Origin of the sequence: Propionivibrio sp. (assembly GCF_047602565.1) — a bacterium.
Taxonomy (GTDB): domain Bacteria; phylum Pseudomonadota; class Gammaproteobacteria; order Burkholderiales; family Rhodocyclaceae; genus Propionivibrio.
The window spans coordinates 3,089,365-3,105,320 of sequence record NZ_JASGGX010000001.1 but is presented as its reverse complement, the minus strand read 5'-3'; the positions used below and the strand labels follow the sequence as shown (position 1 = coordinate 3,105,320).

General features: G+C 70.9%; 15 protein-coding genes, 1 other RNA gene, 1 pseudogene and 1 riboswitch. Of the genes and pseudogenes, 10 read left to right on the top strand and 7 right to left on the bottom strand.

Translation table 11 applies throughout. The annotated features are described in order from the left end of the window. Positions 1-79 precede the first annotated feature (79 nt). The 6 genes from cbiE (at position 80) to cobA (ending at position 5,119) form a co-directional block, all read left to right on the top strand. Positions 80-1,375, top strand: coding sequence for a precorrin-6y C5,15-methyltransferase (decarboxylating) subunit CbiE (gene cbiE / locus QM701_RS14635; protein ID WP_415167772.1), 1,296 nt, complete (start codon positions 80-82; stop codon positions 1,373-1,375). Then, entirely contained in the window at positions 1,372-2,163 is a 792-nt protein-coding gene (gene cobI, locus QM701_RS14630; protein WP_415167771.1) for a precorrin-2 C(20)-methyltransferase, read from the top strand. Before cbiE ends, cobI begins: the two co-directional genes overlap by 4 nt. Next, a complete protein-coding gene (locus tag QM701_RS14625) occupies positions 2,160-2,903 on the top strand; it encodes a cobalamin biosynthesis central domain-containing protein (RefSeq protein WP_415167770.1) in 744 nt (247 codons plus the stop codon). Before cobI ends, QM701_RS14625 begins: the two co-directional genes overlap by 4 nt. After that, a complete protein-coding gene (locus tag QM701_RS14620; protein WP_415167769.1) occupies positions 2,900-3,295 on the top strand; it encodes a cobalamin biosynthesis protein in 396 nt (131 codons plus the stop codon). The genes QM701_RS14625 and QM701_RS14620 overlap by 4 nt, the downstream gene beginning before the upstream one ends. Then, the gene (cobJ, locus tag QM701_RS14615) at positions 3,292-4,275 is read left to right on the top strand and encodes a precorrin-3B C(17)-methyltransferase (RefSeq protein WP_415167768.1); all 984 of its coding nucleotides are present in this window, start codon (positions 3,292-3,294) and stop codon (positions 4,273-4,275) included. The genes QM701_RS14620 and cobJ overlap by 4 nt, the downstream gene beginning before the upstream one ends. Before the next feature lie 82 nt (positions 4,276-4,357). Beyond that, the gene (cobA, locus tag QM701_RS14610; RefSeq protein WP_415167767.1) at positions 4,358-5,119 is read left to right on the top strand and encodes a uroporphyrinogen-III C-methyltransferase; all 762 of its coding nucleotides are present in this window, start codon (positions 4,358-4,360) and stop codon (positions 5,117-5,119) included. On the opposite strand, the gene QM701_RS14605 is transcribed toward cobA, so the two are convergent. The 7 genes and pseudogenes from QM701_RS14605 to QM701_RS14575 all read right to left on the bottom strand — a co-directional run bounded on the left by QM701_RS14605 (position 5,116) and on the right by QM701_RS14575 (position 13,017). Beyond that, positions 5,116-5,907, bottom strand: coding sequence for a slipin family protein (locus QM701_RS14605; RefSeq protein WP_415167766.1), 792 nt, complete (start codon positions 5,905-5,907; stop codon positions 5,116-5,118). The two genes, cobA and QM701_RS14605, sit on opposite strands and share 4 nt — an antisense overlap. Then, a complete protein-coding gene (locus QM701_RS14600; RefSeq protein WP_415167765.1) occupies positions 5,904-7,250 on the bottom strand; it encodes an NfeD family protein in 1,347 nt (448 codons plus the stop codon). The genes QM701_RS14605 and QM701_RS14600 overlap by 4 nt, the downstream gene beginning before the upstream one ends. A gap of 77 nt (positions 7,251-7,327) precedes the next feature. After that, positions 7,328-8,612: pseudogene (locus tag QM701_RS14595) on the bottom strand (cobyrinate a,c-diamide synthase). Between the two features lie 2 nt (positions 8,613-8,614). Next, positions 8,615-9,241, bottom strand: a complete 627-nt coding sequence (gene cobO / locus QM701_RS14590) for a cob(I)yrinic acid a,c-diamide adenosyltransferase (protein ID WP_415167764.1) — start codon at positions 9,239-9,241, stop codon at positions 8,615-8,617. 176 nt (positions 9,242-9,417) lie between these two features. Continuing rightward, positions 9,418-10,194: an ABC transporter ATP-binding protein gene (locus QM701_RS14585; protein WP_415167763.1), complete on the bottom strand. Its 777-nt coding sequence runs from the start codon at positions 10,192-10,194 to the stop codon at positions 9,418-9,420. Position 10,195: 1 nt separating this feature from the next. Then, positions 10,196-11,185 (bottom strand): FecCD family ABC transporter permease, encoded by a 990-nt coding sequence (locus QM701_RS14580; RefSeq protein WP_415167762.1) that lies wholly within the window; start codon positions 11,183-11,185, stop codon positions 10,196-10,198. A 5-nt stretch (positions 11,186-11,190) separates the two neighbouring features. After that, the gene (locus QM701_RS14575) at positions 11,191-13,017 is read right to left on the bottom strand and encodes a TonB-dependent receptor domain-containing protein (RefSeq protein ID WP_415167761.1); all 1,827 of its coding nucleotides are present in this window, start codon (positions 13,015-13,017) and stop codon (positions 11,191-11,193) included. 123 nt (positions 13,018-13,140) lie between these two features. Further along, positions 13,141-13,348: riboswitch (cobalamin riboswitch) on the bottom strand. 141 nt (positions 13,349-13,489) lie between these two features. On the opposite strand from QM701_RS14575, the gene QM701_RS14570 reads away from it, so the two are divergent. From QM701_RS14570 to QM701_RS14555, 4 genes are all read left to right on the top strand, one after another. Beyond that, positions 13,490-13,696: a hypothetical protein gene (locus tag QM701_RS14570; RefSeq protein ID WP_415167760.1), complete on the top strand. Its 207-nt coding sequence runs from the start codon at positions 13,490-13,492 to the stop codon at positions 13,694-13,696. An 8-nt stretch (positions 13,697-13,704) separates the two neighbouring features. Continuing rightward, positions 13,705-14,055 carry a cell division protein ZapA gene (locus QM701_RS14565; RefSeq protein ID WP_415167759.1) on the top strand — a complete coding sequence of 117 codons (351 nt, stop codon included), beginning with the start codon at positions 13,705-13,707 and terminating at the stop codon, positions 14,053-14,055. 13 nt (positions 14,056-14,068) lie between these two features. Next, positions 14,069-14,253, top strand: a non-coding RNA gene (gene ssrS / locus QM701_RS14560) — 6S RNA. A gap of 138 nt (positions 14,254-14,391) precedes the next feature. Next, a complete protein-coding gene (locus tag QM701_RS14555) occupies positions 14,392-15,945 on the top strand; it encodes a protein adenylyltransferase SelO (RefSeq protein WP_415167758.1) in 1,554 nt (517 codons plus the stop codon). The last annotated feature ends 11 nt before the right edge of the window (positions 15,946-15,956 follow it).

Sequence of the window (15,956 nt, the reverse complement as noted above, 5' to 3'; positions counted from 1 at the left end):
CCGGCGCAAGCCGGAATCCAGTACGGCCGCAGACTGGACCCCGGCGTTCGCCGGGGTGACGGATTTTTTTGGGGTATGTATGACTGACTGCACCCTGATCGGCATCCTCGACGACGGCTGGGCCGGCCTGGCCGACGCCGCGCGGCAACGGCTGCGCGCAGCCGCCGTGGTGGTCGGCGCGGGCCGCACGCTCGAACTCGTCCGCCCGCACCTGACCGCCGGCACCGAGTGCCGCGACATGGACGGCGCGCTCGCCCGGGTGCCGGAATGGCTGCGCGCCGCGCGGGCGGAAAGGCGCCCGGCCGTGGTGCTGGCCACCGGCGACCCGCTCTGCCACGGCCTCGGCGCGTGGCTGGCCGGCAAGCTCGACGCGCCGCCGGAGATCCTGCCCAACGTGTCGACGCTGCAGCTCGCCTGCGCCCGCTGGCGCGAGCCGTGGGACGACGTCGTCATCGCCTCCTGCCACGGCCGCGACGCCGGCGAGTGGACGCCCGGCGCCACGCCGGCGCACGGGCTGTACGCGGCCCTGCGCGCCATCGCGCTGCACCCGCGCGTGTTCCTGTTCACCGGCCCGGAAAACACCCCGGCGCGGCTGGCGCGCGCGCTGCTGGCGGCGGGCTACGGCAGCGACGAAATCCGCCTGTCGGTAGCCTGCCGCCTGCAATTGCCGGACGAGCGGCTGTTCGCCGGGCTGCCGCTCGAAGAAGCGGCGCGGACCGACTTCCCGCAGCCCAACGTGGCGCTGGTCCGGCGCTGGGAAGGCGAGGACACCGCCCCCGCCTTCGGCCTGGACGACGACGAATACCGGCAGCGTACGCCCGAGAAAGGCCTGATCACCAAGCAGGAGGCGCGCGCCGTATCGCTTGCCAAACTGCGCATCGGTCCCGGCGCGACGGTCTGGGACATCGGCGCGGGCTCCGGCTCGGTCGGCCTGGAAGCCGCGCGCCTCGCGCCGCGCGGCCACGTCTGGGCGATCGAGAAGAGCGCCGCCGACGCGGCCAACGCGCGCGCCAACGCGGCGCGCCGGCGGCAGACCAACTACACGCTGTTCGACGGCAAGGCGCCGCAGCATCTCGACGCCTGGCCGGACCCGGACGCCGTGTTCATCGGCGGCTCGGGCGGCGAACTCGCCGCGCTGATCCACCTGATCCTCGCCCGGCTGAAGCCCGGCGGCCGGCTGGTGATGAACTTCGTCACCCTGGAAAACCTGGCGACCGCCACGGCGGCGCTGGCCGAGGCCGCCGTGGCGTGGGACGTCGTCCAGCTGCAGGCCAGCCGCAGCCAGCCGATCCTCGACATGCACCGCATGGCGGCGCTGAACCCGGTGTGGATCGTCACCGCATGCCAACCCGGAAAGACCGACGAAAAACCATGACTACTCCCAAGACATACGGAAAACTGATCGGCGCCTCGCTCGGCCCTGGCGATCCCGAACTGATCACCCGCCGCGGCTGGGCGGCGCTGCAATCCGGCGCGCGCTGGATCTACCCGGTGAAGAAGGCCGAGGAAAATTCCTACGCGCTGTCGATCGTCGAGCGCGGCGGCCTGCCGGTGCCGGCGGACGCCGTCGAACTGGTCTTCCCCATGACGCGCGATCCCGCAGCCCTCGGCAAAGCCTGGGCGCTGGCAGCGGCGCGCACCGTCGAACTGCTCGCCGAGGGACGCGACGCGGTGTTCCTAGTCGAAGGCGACGCGTCCACGTTCGCCACCTTCGGGCACCTGGCGCGCGTGGTGCGCGAACTGGTCCCGCACATCGACGTCGAGACGATTCCCGGCGTGTCCTCCTTCGCCGCCGCCGCGGCCGCCACCGGCCTGCCGCTCGCCGAGGAGGACGAAACGCTGGCGGTCATCCCGACGGCCTACGGCATCGAAGTCATCGACCACCTGCTCGACGAGTTCGACACGCTGATCCTGCTCAAGGTCAAGCCGCTGCTCGACGACGTGCTGGGACTGCTGGAACGGCGCGGACTGCTGGCCACCAGCTGCTTCATCGAGAAGGTCGGCGCGCCCGACGAGCGCGTCGTGCGCGACCTGGCGACGCTCAAGGGCGAGCAGGTCAACTACCTGTCGCTGCTGCTGGTGCGCAACCCGAAACGCCAGCGCGGCGAACTGCGGCGCGGCTGCCGGCAGCGCCAGGAAGCGCGGGAGGCCGCCGGCGCATGAAAATCGCCGTGCTTTCGATCACCCGCCACGGCGTCGCCCTGGCCGGCCGCGTCGTCGCCGCGCTGCCCGGCGCGCGCCTGCATGCGCCGCGCAAGTTCGCCGTAGAGGCCGAGGCGGCGGCGCCCGGCGCCGCGCACGCCTACGACGGAACGACCGCCGAGGAGATCGGCCGCCTGTTCGCCGGGCAGGACGCCATCGTGGCGATCTTCTCGCTCGGCGCGCTGGTGCGCATGCTCGCGCCGCACCTCGAATCGAAAACCAGCGACCCGGCCGTGGTCGCGCTCGACGATGGCGGGCGCTTCGTCATTCCCGTGCTCTCCGGCCATCTCGGCGGCGCCAACGCGCTGGCCGGGCGGCTGGCGGCGGCGCTCGGCGCGCAGACGGTGCTGACCACCGCGTCCGACGCGCGCGAAACGATCGGCGTCAACCTGCTCGGCCGCGAACTCGGCTGGACGCTGGAAGCCGGCCACGACACGCTGGTGCGCGCCAGCGCCGCGGTGGTCAACGACGAGCCGGTCGCGCTGGTGCAGGAAGCCGGCAGCCGGGACTGGTGGCGCAACCACGCCAACGGCCGCCGCGGCCCGCTGCCGGCCAACGTGACGCTGTTCGATCGGCTGGAGGAGGTCGATCCGGAGCGCTTCGCCGCCGTGCTGTGGATCAGCGCGCGCGCCATGCCGGAGGCGTACGCCGCGCGGCTGGCCGGACGTTGCGTGATCTACCGCCCCGGAGCCGACGCATGAAGCTCGCCCTCGGCCTCGGCTGCGACCGCGGCACGCCGCTGGCGACGCTGGAAGCCGCCGTCGAACAGGCGCTGGGCGCATGCGGCGCCGGCCTCGCCGACGTGGCCGCCGTGGCCAGCATCGACCTCAAGGCCGACGAACCGGCACTGCTCCAGCTCGCCGAAAAACGCGGCTGGACGATCCGTTTCCACCCCGCCGCCGAACTCGCGCGCGTCAACGTCCCCAATCCGTCGGCAACCGTGCGCCGGCACACCGGCACGCCGTCGGTCTCGGAAGCCGCGGCGCTGCTCGCGGCCGGCGCCGACCGGACGCATCTGCTCATCGAAAAACACCGGCTGCGCGGCCCGGACGGCCGCAACGCCACCGTCTCCATCGCAAGGATTCCCGCATGACTCCAGCCACCGGAAAAATCTCGCTCGTCGGCCTCGGCCCGGGCAGCCTCGCCGACCTGACCGGCCGCGCCCGCGCGGCCATCGCCGAGGCCGACACGGTGATCGGCTACGTCACCTACATCCGCCTGATCAAGGACCTGCTCGACGGCAAGGAGGTGATCAAAAAGGCCATGACCGAGGAGCTCGACCGCGCCATCGAAGCCTACGAGCGCGCCCGCGCCGGCAGGAAGGTGGCGATCATCTCGTCGGGCGACGCCGGGGTTTACGGCATGGCCGGGCCGACCTTCGAAGTGCTGTTCCAGGCCGGCTGGACGCCCGGTTCGGGCGTCGAGGTCAACATCGTGCCCGGCGCGTCCGCGATCAACAGTTGCGCGTCGCTGGTCGGCGCGCCGCTGACGCACGACTTCTGCGCGATCTCGCTCTCCGACCTGCTGACGCCCTGGCCGACCATCGCCCGCCGCCTCGACGCGGCGGCCTGCGCCGATTTCGTGGTCGCCCTGTACAACCCCAAGAGCGGCCGCCGCACGCGGCAGATCGAGGAGGCGCAGCGCATCTTCCTGCGCCACCGCGCGGCGGACACGCCGGTGGCGGTGGTCAAGGCCGCCTTCCGGCCCAAGCAGGACATCCAGTTCACCACCCTGGCCAAGATGCGCGAGGCCGAGATCAGCATGATGACCACGGTGCTGATCGGCAATTCCAACACCTACGTGCGCGACGGCCTGATGATCACGCCGCGCGGCTACGCCAACAAGTACGAGGCGGAGAGCGGCTTCGCCGCCGCGCGCGACGGCGAAAAGGCCGGCGTCTCGCTGTCTACCGGCCTGACCGGCTGGCTGGCCGCGCTCCACGCGGCGCATGCCGGCGGCCGCACGCCGGCCGAGCTCGCCCGGACCTACCGCCTGCCGGAGGACTACGTCGCCGCCGTGCTGAGCGAACCGTGGGCCGCCGAGGCGGACGCAGCGGCGGACGACGCCGAATGAACGGCCCGGCGCGGCGGTCCGACCCTACGGGCCGCCGCCCGCCGCGACCAACCCTTTTTGCAGAATCGCCAGGAGAATCACCGTGACCGCACCTCTTTCCCCTTCCGCCGGACGTGTCGCCCTCGTCGGGGCCGGGCCGGGCGACGCCGAGCTGATCACGCTCAAGGGCGCGCGCCTGCTCGGGCAGGCCGACGCCGTGGTCTACGACAACCTCGTCGGGCAGGGCATTCTCGAACTCGCGCGGCCGGACGCCGAGCGCGTCTTCGTCGGCAAGAAGGCCGGCCATCACACGCTGCCGCAGGAGGACATCTGCCGGCTGCTGGTCAACCTGGCCCGCGCCGGCAAATTCGTGGTGCGCCTGAAAGGCGGCGATCCCTTCGTCTTCGGGCGCGGCGGCGAGGAGATCGAAGCGCTGCAGGCGGCCGGCATCCCGGTCGAGATCGTTCCCGGCGTCACCGCCGCGCTCGGCGCCGCCGCCGCCTTCGGCTTTCCGCTCACCCACCGCGACCATGCGCAGAGCTGCGTCTTCGTCACCGGCCACCTCAAGGACCACAGCGTCGAGCTGGACTGGCCGGCGCTCGCCCGCCCCGGCCAGACGCTGGTCATCTACATGGGCGTCACCGGGCTCGACATCATCTCGGCCCGCCTGCAGGCCGCCGGCCTGCCCGGCGGCACGCCGGCCGCGCTGGTCTACCGCGCCACCTGGCCGAACCAGAAGATCCACCGCGGCACGCTGGCCACCCTGCCGGCGGTGGCCCGCGACAACCAGGTCAAGCCGCCGACGCTGATCGTCATCGGCAGCGTGGTCGGGCTGATGCGCGAGCCCGCGGCCGGCGCGGCCTAACCGCCGTCGTCCGCCGCCTTGCGCGCAACGAGGCTGGCGAAGGTCTCCGCCAGTTCCACCGGCATCGGGAAGACGATGGTCGAACTCTTGTCCCCGGCGATGCTGGTCAGCGTCTGCAGATAGCGCAGCTGCATGGCCTGCGGCGTGCGGGCCAGCACCCGCGAGGCTTCGAGCAGCTTTTCGGAGGCCTGCAATTCGCCCTCGGCGTGGATCACCTTGGCCCGCCGTTCGCGTTCGGCCTCGGCCTGGCGGGCGATGGCGCGCACCATCGATTCGTTGATGTCCACGTGCTTGATCTCGACGTTGGTCACCTTGATGCCCCACGAATCGGTCTGCGCGTCGAGGATCTGCTGGATGTCGGCGTTGAGCCGCTCGCGCTCGGCCAGCATGCCGTCCAGCTCGTGCTTGCCGAGCACCGAGCGCAGGGTCGTCTGCGCCAGCTGCGAGGTGGCTTCGAAGAAGTTGGCCACGCGGATGATCGCCTTTTCGGGATCGACCACGCGGAAATAGACCACGGCGTTGACCTGCACCGACACGTTGTCGCGCGAGATCACGTCCTGGCTCGGCACGTCCATCACCACCAGGCGCAGGTCCACCCGCACCATCTGCTGGATGCCGGGAACGATGATCACCACGCCCGGCCCCTTCACCCGCCAGAAGCGGCCGAGCAGGAACACCACGCCGCGCTCGTACTCGCGCAGGATGCGGATGCTGCTCGCCGCCAGCACAACGAGCAGCAGGACCGCGCCGCCCCAGCCGATGTCCCAGCCGATGTTCCAGATCGTCATATCCGTTCTCCTTTCCCGACCTCCGGTTCGACCACCAGGAGCAGTCCTTCGACCGCCACGATCCGCGCCCGCTCGCCGCATGCCAGCGGGGCGGCGCTGCGCGCCCGCCAGCGTTCGCCGGAAGCGCGTACCCAGCCTTCGCGCTCGAACGCCTCCAGCGCCTCGGCCGTCGTGCCCAGCATCGCCTCGACGCCCGACACGACCGGCCGCCGCCGCGAACGCAGCGCCAGCGCGCCGGCCCCGCCGAGCACCAGCGCGCTGACCGCGGCCAGCGGCACGATGAAGGCCAGCGACACCTGCAGGCCGGGCACGTCGCCCTCGATCAGCATCAGCGCGCCGGCGACGAAGGCGACGATGCCGCCGATGCCGAAGGCGCCGAAGCTGGGCACGAACGCCTCGGTGGCCATCAGCCCCAGGCCGAGCACCAGGAGCAGCGCGCCGACCGCGTTGACCGGCAGCATGGCCAGCGCGTAGAGCGCCAGCAGCAGGCAGATCGAGCCGATGATCCCGGACACCCCGAAGCCCGGCGTGTAGAACTCGAAGAGCAGGCCGTAGACGCCGAGCATCATCAGGATCAGCGCCACGTTCGGATCGGCGATCGCCGCCAGCAGGCGCTCCTTCCAGTTGCGCTCGATGGTCTGCACGGCGGCGGCGCCGAGGGCCAGCGTGATCTCGCCGCCGGCGACGGCCACCTTGCGCCCCTCGGCGCCGCGCAGCAGCGCCGGCAGGTCGGCCGCGATGAAGTCGGCGACCTTGCGCTCGACCGCCTCGTCGGCCGACAGGCTTTCCGCCTCGCGCACCGCGCGCTCGCCCCACTCGGCGTTGCGGCCGCGCAGCTGCGCCAGGCTGCGGATGTAGGCGGAGGCGTCATGCACCGCCTTTCTCTCCATCGCGTTGCCGGGCGGCGCGTCGTCCTTGCCCTCGCCCTTTCCTTTTTCCGGCTTCTCCTCGCCGGGCTTGCCGCCGCCGATGCCGATCGCCACCGGCGTCGCCGCGCCGAGGTTGGTGCCCGGCGCCATCGCCGCCACGTGGCTGGCATAGAGCAGGTAGGTGCCGGCGCTGGCGGCCCGCGCCCCGGACGGCGCCACCCACACGGCGACCGGGACGTCGGAGGCCAGCACGGCCTGGATCATCTCGCGCATCGACGTATCGAGGCCGCCCGGCGTGTCGAGCTTGAGCACCAGCAGATCGGCCCGCGCCCGCTGCGCCTCGCCCAGCGCGCGCAGGAAGTAGCCGGCGGTGGCCGGGCTGATCGCGCCGCGGATTTCGGCCACCTTGACCGTCGCGGGAAAGGCGAGCAGCGGGAAAAGCAGGACGGCGGCAAGGAAGAAGAGGCGCTTCATTGTCTCTCCCGGCATGGCGCGGCCGGGGATGGCCGCCCTCCCAGCATAGCAGCCGCCGCCGGGAATTGCCGGGACGGCTAGCCGCCGAACAGCCGCGCCGCCGCCGGGGGATTCGACGGGAAGTACAGGTGCATGTAACTCGCGGTGAGCCGCTGCCGGCGATAGACCGCCTCGCCGTGGCGCCCGTCGGGCCGGCTGGAGACGCACAGCGGCGCCAGCGGCGTTTCGGTGCGCGAATAATGGAAGGCGTGGCCGCGCAGCACGCCTTCGGGCAAGGCGACCTCCTGCATGCCGAGCCCGGCCAGCTTCTTCTGCATGACGACCCGGCCGGGCAGCAGTCCGGCCAGCTGGAATTCATCGCCGCCGACGCCGCGCAGCGCGTCGAACAGCGCCATCATGCCGCCGCATTCGGCGAGCAGCGGCCGGCCCGCGTCAACGTGCGCGGCCAGCTGCGCCCACAGCGCGCGCCTGGCCGCCAGCGCCGGGCCATGCAGTTCCGGGTAGCCGCCCGGCAGCCAGACCGCGTCGCACGGCGGCAGCGCCGCGCCGGCGAGCGGCGAGAAGTAGAACCAGTTCGGCGCCGAGCCGTTCGAGGCAGTCGACGTTGGCCGGGTAGAGGAAACAGAACGCGGCGTCGCGCGCCACGGCGATCGTTTTCCCGCGCAGCAGCGGCGGCAGCGCCGGCGGCGGCACGTCCCTGAAGTCGACCGGCGGCGGCAGCTGCGCCGCGGCGGTCGTCGCCAGCCGGTCGGCCATGCGCTCGATGCGCTGCGCCAGCCCCTCGATCTCGGCGGCCGGCAGCAGGCCGAGATGGCGCTCCGGCAGCGCGGCCTCGGCATCGCGCGGCAAGGCGCCGTACCAGTCGATGCCGGGCGGCAGGCTCTTTTCCAGCAGCTCGGCGTGGTAGGCGCTGCCGACGCGGTTGGCGAACGCCGCCTGCAGCGGCGTGCCGGGCTGGTAGTGCTTCAGGCCGAAGGCGATGGCGCCGAAGCTGGCGGCCATCGACGCGCCGTCGATCACCGCCAGGATCGGCAGCCCGAGCGTGCGCGCCAGTTCCGCCGCCGACGGCTCGCCGTCGAACAGGCCCATGACGCCCTCGACCAGGATCAGGTCGGCGTTGCGCGCGGCCTCGGCCAGCCGCCAGGCGACGTCCGCCGCGCCGCACATCCACAGGTCGACGTTCTGGCACGGCGCGCCGCTGGCGACGGCGTGGATTTGCGGATCGAGGAAATCCGGGCCGCACTTGAACACGCGCACGCGCCGCCCCAGCCGCGTGTGCAGCCGCGCCAGCGCGGCGACCACGGTGGTCTTGCCCTGGCCGGACGCCGGCGCGGCGACGAGGAAGGCCGGGCACGCGGGCACGGCTACCACTCCAGGCCGGGCATGGCCTTGACGCCGGCCTTGAAGGCATGCTTGACCAGGGTCATGTCGGTGACCGTGTCGGCGGCGGCGATCAGCGCCTCGGGCGCGGCGCGCCCGGTAATGACCACGTGCTGCAGCGCCGGCCGCGCGGCCAGCGTCGCGAGCACCTGCGGCAGGTCGAGCCAGCCGTACTTGAAGGCGTAGGTCATCTCGTCGAGCACCACCAGGCCGAACCGCCGATCGCCGAGATAGCCGCAGGCGATCCCCCACGCCGCCCGCGCGGCCGCCACGTCGCGTTCGGTGTCCTGGATCTCCCAGGTGAAGCCCTCGCCGGTGACGTGCCAGCGCAATTGCTCCGGGTCGGCGGCCTGCTTGAAGAAGGCCTCCTCGCCGGTATCCGAGCGCCCCTTGACGAACTGCACCACGGCCACCTTCATCCCGTGCCCGAGCGCGCGCGCGACGACGCCGAAGGCCGCCGACGACTTGCCCTTGCCGGTGCCGGTATTGACCACCAGCACCCCGCGCTCCTGCTGCGCCGCGGCGATCGCCGCGTCCACCACGGCCTTCTTGCGTTCCATGCGCCGCACGTGGCGCGCTTCCTTTTCCACATCCTTGTCCGGATCGGTCATGTCGGGAACCTCGCTATAAAACGAAACGCTATGACAAACCTTGATTCCAACCACGGCGACACGGCGGGCACGGCGAAAAGCAAAACCTCGTTTTTCGTTGTGCACGTTGTGTCGTTGTGGTTGAAAAAGCTCTTGCCTTTCGCCGTGCCCGCCGTGTCGCCGTGGTCAATCACGAATCACCGCGGCATCAGGCACAGCTGCCCGTCGCGCTCGAAAACCTCCAGGGGATAGTCGTACAGGGCCGAGAGCCGCTCCGCGCTCAGCATCTCCGGCGCCGGACCGCTTTCGCAGCGGCCGTCGCCATGCACCAGCAGCACGCGGTCGCAGAAGCGCCAGGCCAGCGCCGGCTCGTGCAGCACCATCGCCACCGCCGCGCCGCACTCGCGCGCCGCGCCGGCGAACAGCGCGAGCATGGCGATCTGGTGCTTGAGGTCGAGATAGGCCACCGGCTCGTCGAGCAGGAACAGTTCCGGCTGCTGCGCCAGCAGCGTGGCGATCGCCAGGCGCTGGCGCTCGCCGCCCGACAGCGTCTGGATATCGCGTTGCTCGAAGTCGGCCAGGCCGACCGAGGCCAGCGCCTGGCGGACGATCTGGGCGTCCTGCGCCGACTCCCAGCCCCAGCGTTCGAGATGTGGATGCCGCCCGACCAGCGCCGTTTCCAGCACCGTCGAGGCAAAGGCGTCGTTGCGCGACTGCGGCAGCCAGCCGCGCACCCGCGCGGCCCGGCGCGGCCCGAGTTCGTCATAGCCGACGCCTTTGAGCCGCACCTCGCCGGCGAGCGGCGCGCGCAGCCCGGCCAGCACCGAAAGCAGCGTCAACTTGCCGGCGCCGTTGCGCCCGAGGATGGCCAGCCGCTCGCCGGCGCGCAGTTCGAGATCGAGCTCGCGGCAGAAGACCCGCGCGCCGATGCCGACGCTCAAGCGGCGCGCCTGCAGGAGCGGCGGCGGGCTCACGTCACCGCCTCAGGCGCGAATCGCGCGCCAGCAGGAAGAGGAAGACCGGCACGCCGATCAGCGCGGTGAGCACGCCGACCGGCAGCTGCTGCGGCGCGATCAGCGTGCGCGCCAGCGTGTCGGCCACCACCAGCAGGCTGCCGCCAGCCAGCGCCGAGGCCGGCAGCAACAGGCGCTGGTCGTTGCCCGCCGCCAGCCTTACCAGATGCGGCACGATCAGCCCGATGAAGCCGATCGAGCCGGCCTGCGCCACCGCCGCCGCCGTGGCCAGCGAGGCGACCAGGTAGACGCCCCGGCGCAGCGCGCCGACCCGCACGCCGAGCGCGAGCGCCATGTCCGGCCCGCGCGCCAGCAGGTTGAGCTCGCGCGCGAACGGCAGCGAAGCGAGCAACACCACTGCCAGCGCCCACAGCGAGAGCCCGGGATAGGTCGCCTGCGACAGGTCGCCCATCAGCCAGAACAGCATGCCGTGCAGCTTGTGGTCGGGAGCGATCGACAGGATCAGCGCGACCAGCGCGCCGCAGCCGGCGGCCACGATGACGCCGGTGAGCAGGAGGCGCGTCTGCGTCCAGCTGCCGTCGCCGTGCGCCAGACCGAAGACCAGCAGCATGGCGGCCAGCGCGCCGGCGAACGAGGCGCCGGCGACGCCCGCGACGCCCAGGCCGAAGAGGATGGACAGGATCGCCCCCACTCCGGCGCCGCCCGAGATGCCGAGGATGTAAGGATCGGCCAGCGGATTGCGCAGCAGCACCTGGAGCAGCGCGCCGGCCAGCGCCAGCAGGCCGCCGCAGGCGAAGCCGGCCAGCGCGCGCGGCAGGCGCAGGCTGGTCACCACCTCGGCGGCCATGCCGCCGCCGTTCCCGGACAGCGCCGCGAACACTTCCGGCAGCGAAATGCGCAGGCTGCCCGCCATCAGCGCCAGCGACACGCTCGCCGCCGACACTCCGACGAGGAGCGCCAGGATGAGCAGGGCGCGGCGGCGGGAGGGCACGGAGCCTATCTCGGCTGGTAGCGCAGCCCGACGAAGGCGGCCAGGCCGGTGGTGTTGTACCCGCGCACCGATTCGTACTGCTTGTCGAACAGGTTGTCGACCCGGCCCTCGACGGACAGCTCCTTGTTGATCGCGTAGCGCGCCGTCAGGTTGACCAGGCCGTAGGCGCCCATCTCCTCCGTCTCGTCGTTGGTGTTGTAGCGCCGCCCGACGCCCACCCATTCGACGCCGGTGTCGAGCGCGCCCCAGTTCCGCGACACCGCCAGCGTGGCCTTGTTTCTGGCGCGCCGCCCGAGGCGCAGGTCGGTATCCTCGTTGACCGCGTCGAGCCAGTCGTAGGCCGCGCGCAGCGACCAGTCGCCGAACTGCCCGGCATAGGCCAGCGTCGCGCCTTCGAGGCGGGCGCTGGAGACGTTCTCGTAGGTCCAGGTCGCCGCCGAGAAGTCGATCAGGTTCTCGACCTTATTCAGATACCACGTCGCCGACAGCGTATGGCTGCCGCGTTCCCAGATCAGCGACGCCTCGCGGTTCTTCGCCTCCTCGGGCTTGAGATCGGCGTTGCCGTACAGCGGCACGTACAGCTGGTACAGGCTCGGCGCCTTGAACGCCGTGCCGTAGCTCGCCTGCGCGCGCAGCGCGTCGGTGATCTGATAGCCGTAGGACAGCGCGTAGGTGCCCTTGTGGCCGAATTCCGAATGATCGTCCTGGCGCGCGCTCAGCTGCCAGCGGTGGTCGCCCAGGTGCGCCGTCCAGCCGGCCAGCAGCGAATTCGTCGTCTGCTTCGACTTGTCGCTGAAGCTGTCCTCGGGAGAAGCCTGCTGGCGCAGGCTTTCGATCGCCACCAGCGCCTTGCCCAGCGGCAGCACGATGTCGTTCTGCCAGCTCGCCTGGCTGTTCTTGGTACGCAGCCAGTCGCCGTCCGGCGACCAGGCCGAATAGTTCTTCTGGAAGTCGATCGATTCGCCGTACTGCAGCTTGCTGGTCCACGCCTCGGTGAGCCGGTTGCGGGAAAACGCCTGCCACTGCGTCGTCTCGAAATCGATACGATCGTTGAAATCGCCGTCGGCCGGCGTGTTGCCGCTGTCGTAATGCGTCGTCCCCTCGTTGCGCCGCAGCTTGATGCCGAGCTCGTGCCCGGCGGCCGGCAGGAAGGACAGCGAAGCGGCGCCGCCGGAATTGCGGTAGCCGTCCTTGTCCGCGTCCTTGTTGGTCGCGTGCTTCTGCGCCGACACGCTGTCGGACGACGTCGTGTTGCCCTCGATCCGGAAACGCCATTGCTCGTTGCCGCCCGAGACGCCGGCGTTTGCCTGCCAGGTGTCATGCGAGCCGTAGCCGGCGAAGGCGTCGCCGCGCAACCCCGGCGTCCCGCCGCGCGTGAAGATCTGGATCACGCCGCCGATGGCGTCGGCCCCGTACAGCGCCGAGGCCGGCCCGCGCAGGATCTCGATCCGCTCGACGTCGGCCAGCGACAGGAAGCGCAGCGGCGATCCCGAAAGATCGACCGAATTGATCGGGATGCCGTCAACCAGCACCTTGGTCTGCTCCGGCCGCGCGCCGCGCACGTAGAAGCTGGTGGTCGTTCCCGGACCGCCCGACGTGGAGGTCTGGATGCCCGGCTGGCGGGCCAGCAGCTCGGCGATGGTGTTCTGGCCGCTGCGCTCGATCTCCTCGCGGTCCACGACCGTCACGTCGGCGAGCAGCTCGTTGGCCCGCTGCGTCTGGCGGGTGGCGGTGACCACGATGACGTCGCCCTGCGTCTCGGCGGCGGCGACAGGAAAGGCGGCGGCCAGCGCCAGGGCGCCCGCCGTCAGGAAACTGCACGGATTGTTCACTTCGACTCCTCCCGGCAGCCGGCGCACGTCCCCGCGCACCGGCGCATACCATACAAATGGGAATTCCGTCCTGGAGAAGCCTTCACAGCCAACGCGCAGCCCGTGCCCGCCTCCCCGCGGCACTCCCTCCTTCAGCGCACAGGCCGGTATCCGGGCTCGCAAGTCCTGACGCGCCGCCTTCCCAGGCCATGTGCCCAGTGGCATGTCAACGCGTCCACACTCGCTTACCGTTGCGGGGGCAGCACAGGCATTGTGTCGAGGACACGCACCTGTTTCCCGTTCAACCGCCGCGGAGAATCCGCTTGGCGGCACCTTGCGCATTCGCTTCCACCGCCCGCAGGGCGGTGAGCCGAGGGATTATAGCGCAAGCCCGCCGGCGCTTCGCCACGACATCGATCGTGACGTACAATTCACATTCAAAAACAAGGCTTATCCCTTGACTCGACAAGGTTTGTGAAACTATAGTCCGCCCATGGTCAACGAACTCAACGCGCTGGAAAGCAAAATCGTCCAGGTCGCTTCGCTCTGCCGCACGCTGCGCGCCGAGAACACCCAGCTCCGGCAGCAGTTGGCCGCCGCCGAGGCCGAACGGAACGGGCTCGCGGAACGCATGGAAACGGCGCGCAACCGGATCGAACAGCTCGTGCGGCAATTGCCGGAAACCAAGACCCCCGCCTGACCCACTCCATGCCCAGCGACGCCAATTTCCTCGACATCACCCTGCTCGGCAAGGAATACCGGGTCGCCTGCCCGCCGGAGGACCGGGAAGCGCTGCAGAAGGCCGTCGCCTACGTCAACGGCAAGATGCACGAGATCGCCGAAAAGACCCGCAGCAACATCGCCGAGCGCATCGCCGTGATGGTGGCGCTGAACATCGCCCACGAATTCCTCTCCCTGCAAAACCGGCCCGCCGAAGGCAATTCGATGCCGGTCCACCGCCCCGAGCCGGGGCTGGACTTCGGCGCGGTAAAGCGTAGAATCACCCTCATGGAAGCGCAGCTCGACTCGGTGCTGGAACCGCAGGACAAGTTGATCTGACCCTTCCGCCAGTTGTTCCCTGCAGTGTTCGTCAAGGCCATAGATTCCTTGAACCAATGCTAAATTGGCATCGGTTGGCTGACCTGAAAATCCGTTGTTGTGCCCGCCCCTTTGCCGGGTGGACCTGATGCGGAAGGGAAGCTACCCCCTCTGGACCCCGGTTCAGGATGCCGGCCTAACGGCACAGGCGGGGACATTATCCGACAGCCCGGAAGGCGCAAACCTTCTGGGCTGTTTCCTTTGGCCGCCCGCCTAGCGGCCCTTCCATGCCGCGCCTGCGGGAACTCGCGCCGTCCGCTCCTGACCAACACGGACACCCTTTTCCGGCCGACTCCCATGCTGTGTTTCGACAACCGCCTCGTGCGCGAACTGCCAGGCGACGCCGACGTGCGTAACCATCCGCGCCAAGTGCTCGGCGCCCTGTGGTCCCCCGTCGCGCCGACCCCGGTCGCCGCGCCCCGGCTCATCGCGTGGTCGCGCGAGATGGCGGATCTGCTCGGCCTGGGCGAGCGCGAGCTGCATTCCCCGGAATGGCTGGCCGCGCTCTCCGGCAACGGCCTCCTGCCGGGGATGGCGACGTACGCCACCTGCTACGGCGGGCACCAGTTCGGCTCCTGGGCCAACCAGCTCGGCGACGGGCGCGCCATCTTTCTCGGCGAGGCGGTCAATGCCGCCGGGCAGCGTTTCGAGCTGCAACTCAAGGGTGCCGGCCCGACGCCCTACAGCCGCCGCGCCGACGGGCGCGCGGTGCTGCGTTCGTCGATCCGCGAATTCCTGTGCAGCGAGGCCATGCACCACCTCGGCGTGCCGACGACGCGCGCGCTGGCACTGGTCGCCACGGGCGAGGCGGTGGTGCGCGACATGTTCTACGACGGCCACCCGGTCGACGAGCCCGGCGCGGTGCTCTGCCGCGTCGCGCCGTCGTTCATCCGCTTCGGGCATTTCGAGCTGCCGGCGGCGCGCGGCGACGCGCCCTTGCTGCGGCAACTGGTCGATTTCACCCTGTCGCGCGACTTCCCGGAGATCGCCGGCGCGCCCGAGGAGCGCCTGGTGCGCTGGTTCGCCGAGGTCTGCGAGCGCACGGCGCGCCTGATGGCGCACTGGATGCGCGTCGGCTTCGTGCATGGGGTGATGAATACCGACAACATGTCGATCCTCGGCCTGACCATCGACTATGGTCCCTACGGCTGGGTCGACGACTTCGATCCAGCGTGGACGCCGAACACCACCGACGCGCAGGGGCGCCGCTACTGCTTCGCCCGCCAGCCGGCGATCGCGCGCTGGAACCTCGAACGGCTGGCCGACGCGCTGACGCTGATCGGGCCCGACGCCGACACGCTGCACGCCGAGCTGGAGCGCTACAACACGACGTACGCGGCGGAATTCCAGCGCGCCTTCGCCGCCAAGTTCGGCTTCGCGCAATGGCGCGAGGACGACACGCCGCTCGTCGAGCAGGCCTTCGACCTCCTGCAGGCGGCGGAAGTCGACATGACGCTGTTTTTCCGCGCACTGGCCGCCGTCGATCCGCAGGCGCCGTCGCTCGCGCCGCTCGACGCGGCCTTCTACGACGCGGAAAAACGCGCCGCGCACGCCGCCGCGTTCACGGCCTGGCTGGAACGCTGGGCCGAGCGGGTCCGGGCCGACGGCGAGCCGGCGGCGCGGCGGCAGGCGCGCATGGACGCCGCCAATCCGCGCTACGTGCTGCGCAACTACCTGGCCCAGGAGGCCATCGACCGGGCCGAGCAGGGCGATGCGGCGCCGATCGGCGAACTGCTCGACGTGCTGCGCCGGCCGTACGCCGAACAGCCGGGCAGGGAACGCTTCGCGCAGAAGCGGCCGGACTGGGCACGGCACAAGCCGGGCTGCTCGATGCTCTCGTGCAGCTCATGAAAGCTGGCTAG

Bases quoted from the DNA above. Each gene is read 5' to 3' on its own strand.
- cbiE (WP_415167772.1), top strand. From the start codon at position 80: ATGACTGACTGCACCCTGATCGGCATCCTCGACGACGGCTGGGCCGGC.
- cobI (WP_415167771.1), top strand. From the start codon at position 1,372: ATGACTACTCCCAAGACATACGGAAAACTGATCGGCGCCTCGCTCGGC.
- QM701_RS14625 (WP_415167770.1), top strand. From the start codon at position 2,160: ATGAAAATCGCCGTGCTTTCGATCACCCGCCACGGCGTCGCCCTGGCC.
- QM701_RS14620 (WP_415167769.1), top strand. From the start codon at position 2,900: ATGAAGCTCGCCCTCGGCCTCGGCTGCGACCGCGGCACGCCGCTGGCG.
- cobJ (WP_415167768.1), top strand. From the start codon at position 3,292: ATGACTCCAGCCACCGGAAAAATCTCGCTCGTCGGCCTCGGCCCGGGC.
- QM701_RS14605 (WP_415167766.1), bottom strand. From the start codon at position 5,907: ATGACGATCTGGAACATCGGCTGGGACATCGGCTGGGGCGGCGCGGTC.
- QM701_RS14600 (WP_415167765.1), bottom strand. From the start codon at position 7,250: ATGAAGCGCCTCTTCTTCCTTGCCGCCGTCCTGCTTTTCCCGCTGCTC.
- cobO (WP_415167764.1), bottom strand. From the start codon at position 9,241: ATGACCGATCCGGACAAGGATGTGGAAAAGGAAGCGCGCCACGTGCGG.
- QM701_RS14570 (WP_415167760.1), top strand. From the start codon at position 13,490: ATGGTCAACGAACTCAACGCGCTGGAAAGCAAAATCGTCCAGGTCGCT.
- QM701_RS14565 (WP_415167759.1), top strand. From the start codon at position 13,705: ATGCCCAGCGACGCCAATTTCCTCGACATCACCCTGCTCGGCAAGGAA.
- QM701_RS14555 (WP_415167758.1), top strand. From the start codon at position 14,392: ATGCTGTGTTTCGACAACCGCCTCGTGCGCGAACTGCCAGGCGACGCC.